9 protein-coding genes are annotated in these 7,807 nt (G+C 72.9%); 3 read left to right on the forward strand and 6 right to left on the reverse strand.

Going from position 1 to position 7,807, the window contains the following annotated elements; genetic code table 11:
- The first annotated feature begins 101 nt into the window (after nt 1–101).
- Nucleotides 102–1,112 carry a Stk1 family PASTA domain-containing Ser/Thr kinase gene (locus ABD308_RS35705; protein WP_344344243.1) on the forward strand — a complete coding sequence of 337 codons (1,011 nt, stop codon included), beginning with the start codon at nt 102–104 and terminating at the stop codon, nt 1,110–1,112.
- A gap of 195 nt (nt 1,113–1,307) precedes the next feature.
- On the opposite strand, the gene ABD308_RS35710 is transcribed toward ABD308_RS35705, so the two are convergent.
- The 5 genes from ABD308_RS35710 to ABD308_RS35730 all read right to left on the reverse strand — a co-directional run bounded on the left by ABD308_RS35710 (nt 1,308) and on the right by ABD308_RS35730 (nt 5,267).
- Nucleotides 1,308–2,228 (reverse strand): class E sortase, encoded by a 921-nt coding sequence (locus ABD308_RS35710; RefSeq protein WP_425554931.1) that lies wholly within the window; start codon nt 2,226–2,228, stop codon nt 1,308–1,310.
- A gap of 31 nt (nt 2,229–2,259) precedes the next feature.
- Entirely contained in the window at nt 2,260–3,525 is a 1,266-nt protein-coding gene (locus ABD308_RS35715; protein ID WP_344344245.1) for a class E sortase, read from the reverse strand.
- 5 nt (nt 3,526–3,530) lie between these two features.
- Nucleotides 3,531–4,193, reverse strand: coding sequence for an aminodeoxychorismate/anthranilate synthase component II (locus ABD308_RS35720; RefSeq protein WP_344344247.1), 663 nt, complete (start codon nt 4,191–4,193; stop codon nt 3,531–3,533).
- 54 nt (nt 4,194–4,247) lie between these two features.
- Entirely contained in the window at nt 4,248–4,430 is a 183-nt protein-coding gene (locus tag ABD308_RS35725; protein ID WP_344344249.1) for a hypothetical protein, read from the reverse strand.
- A 75-nt stretch (nt 4,431–4,505) separates the two neighbouring features.
- Nucleotides 4,506–5,267: a DUF881 domain-containing protein gene (locus tag ABD308_RS35730; RefSeq protein ID WP_425554932.1), complete on the reverse strand. Its 762-nt coding sequence runs from the start codon at nt 5,265–5,267 to the stop codon at nt 4,506–4,508.
- A gap of 114 nt (nt 5,268–5,381) precedes the next feature.
- On the opposite strand from ABD308_RS35730, the gene crgA reads away from it, so the two are divergent.
- Nucleotides 5,382–5,630, forward strand: coding sequence for a cell division protein CrgA (gene crgA / locus ABD308_RS35735; RefSeq protein WP_030392407.1), 249 nt, complete (start codon nt 5,382–5,384; stop codon nt 5,628–5,630).
- Nucleotides 5,631–5,954: 324 nt separating this feature from the next.
- Here the strand turns inward: crgA and ABD308_RS35740 are convergent, their stop codons facing one another.
- Nucleotides 5,955–6,860, reverse strand: a complete 906-nt coding sequence (locus ABD308_RS35740; RefSeq protein WP_344344252.1) for a rhomboid family intramembrane serine protease — start codon at nt 6,858–6,860, stop codon at nt 5,955–5,957.
- Between the two features lie 233 nt (nt 6,861–7,093).
- On the opposite strand from ABD308_RS35740, the gene ABD308_RS35745 reads away from it, so the two are divergent.
- On the forward strand, nt 7,094–7,780 hold the full coding sequence (locus ABD308_RS35745; RefSeq protein WP_344344254.1) for a DUF5324 family protein: 687 nt from the start codon (nt 7,094–7,096) through the stop codon (nt 7,778–7,780).
- The last annotated feature ends 27 nt before the right edge of the window (nt 7,781–7,807 follow it).

Genomic DNA, 7,807 nt, shown 5'->3' on the forward strand with positions numbered 1-7,807 from the left:
GTCGCCGTAGACCAGCCGGAGCAGGTCGTCGGTGACCTGCTCGGGGCCGCGCCGGCCGGCGGGCCGAGGAGCCGCCGAAGAAGAGCAACACCTCCTGGATCGTGCTGGCGGTCGCCGCCGTGCTGGTCCTGGTCGGCACCTTCTTCGTCGCCCAGGCGATGTTCAGCAACAAGAAGGGCGACGACAAGAAGGACGCCCCGAAGATCACGGCGCCCAGCCTGGTCGGCAAGACCCTGGCCGAGGCCAGGACGGCCATCGCCCAGGTCGGTCCCAAGCTGGTGGTCACCGAGGGCGAGAAGATCGCCTGCCCGGACGCCAACGTCAAGAAGGACCAGGTCTGCACGCAGAACCCGGTGGCCGGCACCCAGGTGGCCGAGGCCGCCACGATCACCGTGCAGATGTCCTCCGGCCCGGCCAAGTCCAACGTGCCGAGCGTGGTCGGCAAGACCAAGGACCAGGCGATCAAGGCGCTCGCCGACGCGGGCTTCGCCAACGTCACGACCGAGTACAAGGACGACGACAACGCCCCGCTGGACCAGATCATCGCGCAGGACCCGGCCACCGGCGGCGCGGACCCGTCCGCCCCGGTCAAGCTGACCGTCTCGCAGGGCAAGGCCAAGATCAACGTGCCGAGCGTGGTCGGCCAGCAGAAGGAGGCCGCGCAGGCCGCGCTGGAGGCCGCGGGCTTCCAGGTGGACGCCTCGAAGACCACCACGACCAACGACCCGAACAAGGTCAACACGGTGGCCTCGCAGAGCCCGGCGGGCGGCAAGCAGCCGGCCAACACCAAGATCACGCTGACCGTCTACAAGGCGCCGGACAAGGTCAGTGTCCCGCCGCTGCAGAACGTCACGCTCAAGGAGGCCACCAAGACCCTCCAGGGCATGGGGCTGCAGTACCGGGTGGACTCGGGCCCGCAGGACCCGAACGCGATCGTGATCTCCTCGAACCCGGGGGCCGGGACCCAGGTGGACCCGAACACCCAGGTCGGACTGATGACCAAGCCGGTGGACCCGCCCAAAGGGAACGACACCCCCACCCTCCCGGGAATCCCCGGCATTCCCAACCCCACCCCCACGACCACCAAAGGGGGACCCAACGGCAACAACTAGGCCGCCCTGGTTCCCCTGGCTCTGAGAGCCACGGGACCGGACCGGCCGGCTGAGCCGTTCCCCGGACAACGCGCGAGGGCCCGTCGACACGGTGTCGACGGGCCCTCGCGCGTTCCCTGGGTCCCTGGGTCGCGGGCCCCGTCCGGAGCCGCTCCCGGACGGCGCGGGGCCGCTCCGGGGCCGCTCCGGGCGGCCTCAGCCGCGCCGCAGCTCGGCGGGCGGGGTACGCTTGGCGTCCATGTCGTCCACCCGCACCAGGCTCCCCCACACCGCCATCCGGTAGCGCGAGGTGTAGACCGGGGTGCAGGTGGTCAGCGTGATGTACCGGCCGGGCTCGGTGTAGCCCGAGCCCTTCGGCACCGGGGCGACGATGCCGGTGTCGTACTTGGAGGTCTCCGGCAGGGTGCTGTCGACCCGGTAGACGTACCACTTGTCCCGGGTCTCGACGACGATCGGGTCGCCCTTGCGCAGGGCGTCCAGGTTGTGGAACTTCGCGCCGTGCCCGTCCCGGTGGGCGGCCAGCGCGAAGTTGCCGGACGCGTCCCAGGGCATCGCCGCGCGGTACGGCTGCTCGTAGACCCCGGCGACGCCGTCGGCCAGGGTGTCCGTGTCGGTGCCCATCCGGATCAGCACCTGGTAGTTCCGGCCCATCGCCGGGACGTGCAGGAAGCCGATCCCCGCGCCCCTCGCGGCGGACGTCCCGGTGCCGCCCGTGCCGCCTGCGCCGCCCGTCGCGCCGCCGCCGGGAGCCGTGCCGTCCGGATCGTCCGGGGCGGCCGACACGGTCGGGAGCTCGGTGCCGTCCGGAGCGCCCGGGCTGGCGGCGGAGCCGGACGGCGGGGCGGCCGGGCCGCCGATCGCCCAGGCATCGCGCAGCTGGTCGGAGGCCGCGGCGGCGGAACGGTCCGCCAGCACGTCGGTCCACCAGAGCGAGTAGGTGACGAACAGGCCGAGCACCAGTCCGACGGTGATCAGCAGCTCGCCGAAGACGCCCAGCGCGGCCAGCGCCCGCCCGCGTCCGCGCCGCGGCCCGCGACCGCCCCCGGCCCCCGGGCCGGACTGCGGGCCGGACTGCGGGAAGGCCTCCTCGGCCACCGCTTCGGTCTCCTGCGTCACGTCTCTCCCCTTGCTACTCGCCCGCTCGCGGTCAGCCTCCGGTGAGGGCGGCCGGCTTGCCCTGGCTGCGCGGCCGTTCCTCGATCATCTTGCCAAAGACGATCAGCCGGTACTTCGAACTGAACTCCGGCGTGCACGTGGTCAGCGTGATGTACCGGCCCGCGCCGTTGTACCCGGCGCCGTTCGGCACCGGCTTGATCACGCTCACGTTGGACGGCGGGGTCTCCGGGATGCCGCCGGTGACCTCGTAGGTGTAGTACGCGGTCGCGGTCTCCACCACGATCTTGTCGCCCTTGCCGAGCTGGTTGATCCGCCGGAACGGCTCGCCGTGGGTGTTGCGGTGCGCGGCCAGCGCGAAGTTGCCCGCCTTGTCGGCCGGCATGCCGGTCCCGGTGTAGTGCCCGACCAGGCCCCTGTCGAGCACCGAGCCCTTGGCGGTGCCCTCGGCGATCGGGAACTTCTGGCCGAGCTTCGGCATGTGGATGATCGCGAAGCCCTTGCCGGGCTCGAAGGTCTCCGGTTTGGCCGGGTCCGGTGCCGGCTGTCCCGCCACCGGGGCCGGCGGGGCCGCTTCGAACTGCTCCTCCAGCTGGCTGCGGGCCCCGTCGGCGGCCGCGTCGGCCTGCACGTTGGTCCACCAGAGCTGGTACGAGACGAAGAGCAGCATCACCAGGCCGAGGGTGATGCACAGCTCGCCGAGGAACCGGGCGAAGACCACCGCCACCGACTCCTTCGGCCGGGGCCGGTCCGCCGCGGCGGACCGGCCGCCCGCGCGGCGCCTTCCGCGTCCCTGCGCGGCCTTGCGGCGCTCGGCCCGTCCGCCGGGGGCGGGCGGGCGCGGTCCGTCGGCCACCGCGTCCATGGTGACGGTCTCGGCGGCGGCGAGCACCGCCTGCGCCGTCCCGGGCCCCTCCGGGCTCTCCAGGTGCAGGCGCAGCGTCTCCTCGGCCCGCTGGGGCGCGACGGGGGGCGCGGCCTGCTCGTAGACGGACCAGCCGTCCTCGGCGCCGTGCTGGCCCGCCCAGCCCTGGTCCGGGCCCGGCTGGGCGGGGATGTGGCCGCCCGGCCGCTGCTGCTGCTCCCGGTACGGGTCGTAGCCCTGGTACTGCCCCTGCTGGTACGGCCCCGGCGGGTACTGCGGCCCGCCGTACTGCGGCCCGTCGTGCTGCCGGCCGTCGTACCGCTGGTACGGGTCCGGCGCGTGCGCGTAGGGGTCCTGGGGGTACTGCTGCTGGTACGCGCCGCCCTGCGGGTCCGCCTCCGGCTGGTGGCGCCCCTCCGGACGCACCGCGGTCACGCCCCTCAGCCCCGGCCGATCACCGGGGCGAGCCCGGCCGACCGGTCGACGGCCTGCGGGTCGCCGCACTCGGCCAGCCAGTTGGCGAGCATCCGGTGGCCGCCCTCGGTGAGCACCGACTCCGGGTGGAACTGCACGCCCTCCACCGCGAGGTCGCGGTGGCGCAGCCCCATGATCACGCCGCTCCCGGTGCGCGCGGTGACCACCAGCTCGTCCGGCACCGTCGCGGGCTCGACCGCCAGCGAGTGGTACCGGGTCGCGGTGAGTGGCGAGGGCAGGCCGGCGAACACGCCGCCGTCCTCGTGCTCGACCGGCGAGGTCTTGCCGTGCAGCAGCTCGGGCGCCCGGCCGACCACGGCGCCGTAGGCCACCGCGATCGACTGCAGGCCCAGGCAGACGCCGAACACCGGCAGTCCGATCCGCGCGCAGTGGTGCACCATCTCGATGCAGACGCCGGCCTCCTCGGGGGCGCCGGGGCCGGGGGAGAGCAGCACGCCGTCGAAGCCGGTGCCGCCGTCGCGGCGCACCGCGTGCTCGACGGTCACCTCGTCGTTGCGGACCACCTCGCAGGTGGCACCGAGCTGGTAGAGGTACTGGACCAGGTTGAAGACGAAGCTGTCGTAGTTGTCGACGACCAGGATGCGGGGCTGGGTCGGCCGGGAGGTCATGGGCGCGCGTTCTCCGGGGGTGCGGGGACTGGGGCGGGGGGCGGGGCCGCCGGGTCAGCCGACGGCGCCGTCGCCGCCGTCTCCGTCCACTGTGACGTCGCCGAAGGGGAGGAGCGGTTCCGCCCACGGGAAGACGTAGGTGAAGAGGAGGTAGACGATCCCCAGCACGAGGAGCACCGAGACGACGGCCTTGACCAGGGTGTTCCCCGGCATGTGACGCCAGATCCAGCCGTACATGGTGCTCCCTCGTCGTAGCGGACTGGAGTCAAGACTAGACCCCGTCCCGTGACGGGACGGGCCCGTCCCGCCGGTCTACTGCTGGCCGGTGGCCGCGCGCAGGTCCGCCGTTCCGGAGTAGCCGGGCAGGGCGAGGTCCCCGCTCTCCTGCACCTTCCAGCCCAGTCCGTACGCCTGTACGTACTGCAGGTAGTTGCGGATCGTCGGGTCCGCCTCCACCGAGGCGCGCAGCGCGTCGGTCCGGCCGACCGCCTTGACCACGTACGGCGGCGAGTAGACCCGGCCCTGGAGCAGCAGGGTGTTGCCGACGCAGCGGACGGCGCTGGTGGAGATCAGCCGCTGGTCCATCACCTGGACGCCCTCGGCGCCGCCGCGCCAGAGCGCGTTGACCACGGCCTGGATGTCCTGCTGGTGGATGACCAGGTCGTTGACGTCCGGCTCGCGCACCCCGGGGACGCGCGCGGTCGCGTTCGGCGGGGCGTCGTTGAGGGTCACGGTGAGGCCGGGCCCCTGGAGCGGGTCCAGGGCGGCGGCCTGTTCCAGGGCGGTGAGCTGCGCGGCGTCGGCCGGGCTCCCCTGCTGGTCGGTGAGCCGCTGGGCCCGCTCCTGGAGGTCGGCGAGCTGGGCCTGGGACTGCTGGTTCTGCGCGCTGCGCTGCCTTATCACGTCGGAGAGGCTGAGCAGCGAGTTGTCGGTGCGCAGGTCGGTGCCGCGCGCGGTCTGCGCGCTGATGTAGAAGAGCAGTCCGGCGAGCGCGAAGACGGCGCAGGTCAGGGCACGTCCGACAATTCGGGTGCCGGAGGCGCGGATAGGAGCGGGCCGAGGGGGAATCGACAAATTAGGCACCGTACCCTTATCTCCTTCGGACCCGCCGAACCACTACGCTAACGGACGCCGCCACACCACCGTGAACCCCTGCGCGGTCACAGCGCATCGACAGGAGAGCTCCTCGTGCCGAAGTCTCGACTCCGCAAGAAGTCCGACTACACCCCGCCGACCACGGCCACGGTGAAGATCAGTTCGGGCCGCGGCTGGGTTGCCCCCTTGATGCTGGCGCTGTTCCTGATCGGTCTGGTCTGGATCGTCACCTACTACGTGACCAGCGGCAGCTGGCCGGTGGAGAGCTGGCGGAACTGGAACATCCTGGTGGGCTTCGGCTTCATCGCGGCGGGTTTCGGCGTCTCCACCCAGTGGAAGTGACGCCGGGGCCGCTGCCCTGAGCCGACCACCGCCGCCCCGGACGGTTCGTCCAGGGGCGGCGTCGTGGTGCGCCCGGACGGGTGGGTTTTCCCTGCACGGCCGTCCGAGGTCCGCACGGTTGTCCACAGCACGTGCGGGGCTGTGCACAGGCCGTGCGACCGGCCCGCCGTGGACGCCTGTTCTACGCGTGTCCTGCTGTGCGGATCCGATCATCGGCCGAGGGGCGCGCGGAGGTGCGGAAAGCGCCCCCGGCGCGAGTTATCCACAGGCCCGTGTGACTTTTCCCCAGTGTGGATAACCATGTGGATAAGCGCGATAAGCGGATCATCCGCCGTAGGCGGCCGTCCCGACCAGCACCATCACCAGCACCAGTGCGGCCACCCCCGCCATCGTCAGCCCCTGCACGGCCGCCCGGTGGGCCCGCGGGGCGTACATCAGACCGGCGGCGGTCAGCATCCCGGCGATCAGACCCCCAAGGTGCGCCCGCCAGTCGATGCCCTGCACCGAGAAGGTGACGATCAGGTTGAACACCAATAGCGCGACGATCGGCCCGAGCGGCGCCCGGACCCGCCGGTAGAGCACCACGGTGGCGCCCAGCAGCCCGAAGACCGCCCCGGAGGCGCCCAGCGAGCGCATCCCGTCACCGGCCAGCAGGAAGGCGAAGGCGCTGCCGGCCAGGCCGGAGAGCAGGTAGAGCGCGAGGAAGCGGAGCCGCCCCAGGGCCGCCTCCAGCTGCGGGCCCAGCACCCAGAGCACCAGCATGTTGGTGGCGATGTGCCAGGGCGCGGTGTGCAGGAACACGGCGGTCAGCAGCCGGTACCACTGGCCCGGGCCCTCGGCCACGCCGACGGCGTACGGGTAGCTCGCGTCGGGGGCGAAGCTGCGCAGTTCGAGGTCGATCGCCAGCCAGGGCGTGACCACGTAGCCGGCCAGCACGAAGACGGCCAGGTTGATGCCGATCAGCGCCTTGGTGACCAGCGCGCCGTCCTCGGTCGGGCGCCCGCCGAAACGGGTGGTCGCCCGCCGGACCTGGCGGCCGCCCTCGCTGACGCACTCCGGGCAGTGGAAGCCCACCGAGGCGTTCACCATGCACTGCGGGCAGATCGGGCGGCCGCAGCGCGAGCAGCCGATGCCGGTCTCCTGCTCGGGGTGCCGGTAGCAGCGGGACAGCCCGTTCCCGCCCGTCCCCGGGTTCGGGTCGATCGGCGGCCTCGGCTCGTCCGGGAGCATCGGCTATCCCCTTCTGCCACGACGTGCGACGACATCTGCGCGCTCCCGGCGGGGACCCCGCCGGAACCGCCAGCCTACTGCGGTCGTACCCGTGACCGAACGGCCCACTCACCCCTTCCGGCCGGGCACACCCCGCGTACGGCCCACTCCGGCATGCCGCTGGACAAATAGGGATGCATGATCAGCATTCAGGTGGATATGTGCATAAAGGACGCCACCAGGAGGAGAGACTCGTGACCCGTTTGGACTCGACCCGCGCGACGGCCGGCAACCTCGCGGACAGCGCCCGGCAGCAGGCCTCCCAGGCCGCGCACAACGTCCGCGTCCAGTACGACCGGCACATCGCCCCCCAGGTCGGTCACGCCTTCGCCAGCCTGCCGCCGGAGGCCCAGCAGAACGCCCTGAAGGCCCTGCACCGCACCCAGGAGGCCGCCCTGGCCGCCCGCCACACCGCCGCCCGGGCCGCCGACCACGCGCGGGACACGGTCGCCCCCAAGGTCGCGCACGCCGTCGAGGAGGCCCGCGCCACCGTCGTCCCGGTCGCCCAGGAGGCCCAGACCCGCGGCGCCGCCGCGCTGACCGCCATGCGCGGCAACGTCACCTCGGCCGAGATCAGCGAGCTCGCGGCCCGCAACGCCCGCAGGTCGTGCCGGGCCGGCTGGGCGACCGGGCTGGCGGTGGCCGGGGTGATCGCGATCGGCGCCGGGATCGTCTCCTGGCAGTGGTGGCGGCACCGCAGCAACCCGGAGTGGCTGGTGGAGCCCCCGTCCCCGGCCCGCCCGGCCGCCACGGGCGACACCAGCACCGACACCGGCCCGGACGCCCCGGTGAACGGCTCGCCGGAGGCCAACGGCCCCGCCGCCGCCCCCGCGCCCGCCGAGGACCGCTCGGAGCCGCAGGACCCGCGCGAACCGCGCTGAGAACGCCGATCGGCCGCTGACCCGAAT

Origin of the sequence: Kitasatospora putterlickiae (assembly GCF_039527695.1) — a bacterium.
GTDB lineage: Bacteria > Actinomycetota > Actinomycetes > Streptomycetales > Streptomycetaceae > Kitasatospora > Kitasatospora putterlickiae.

Excerpts from the sequence above, each read along its gene's own strand:
- ABD308_RS35725 (WP_344344249.1), bottom strand. The coding sequence starts at position 4,430 with ATGTACGGCTGGATCTGGCGTCACATGCCGGGGAACACCCTGGTCAAG.
- ABD308_RS35740 (WP_344344252.1), bottom strand. The coding sequence starts at position 6,860 with ATGCTCCCGGACGAGCCGAGGCCGCCGATCGACCCGAACCCGGGGACG.
- ABD308_RS35720 (WP_344344247.1), bottom strand. The coding sequence starts at position 4,193 with ATGACCTCCCGGCCGACCCAGCCCCGCATCCTGGTCGTCGACAACTAC.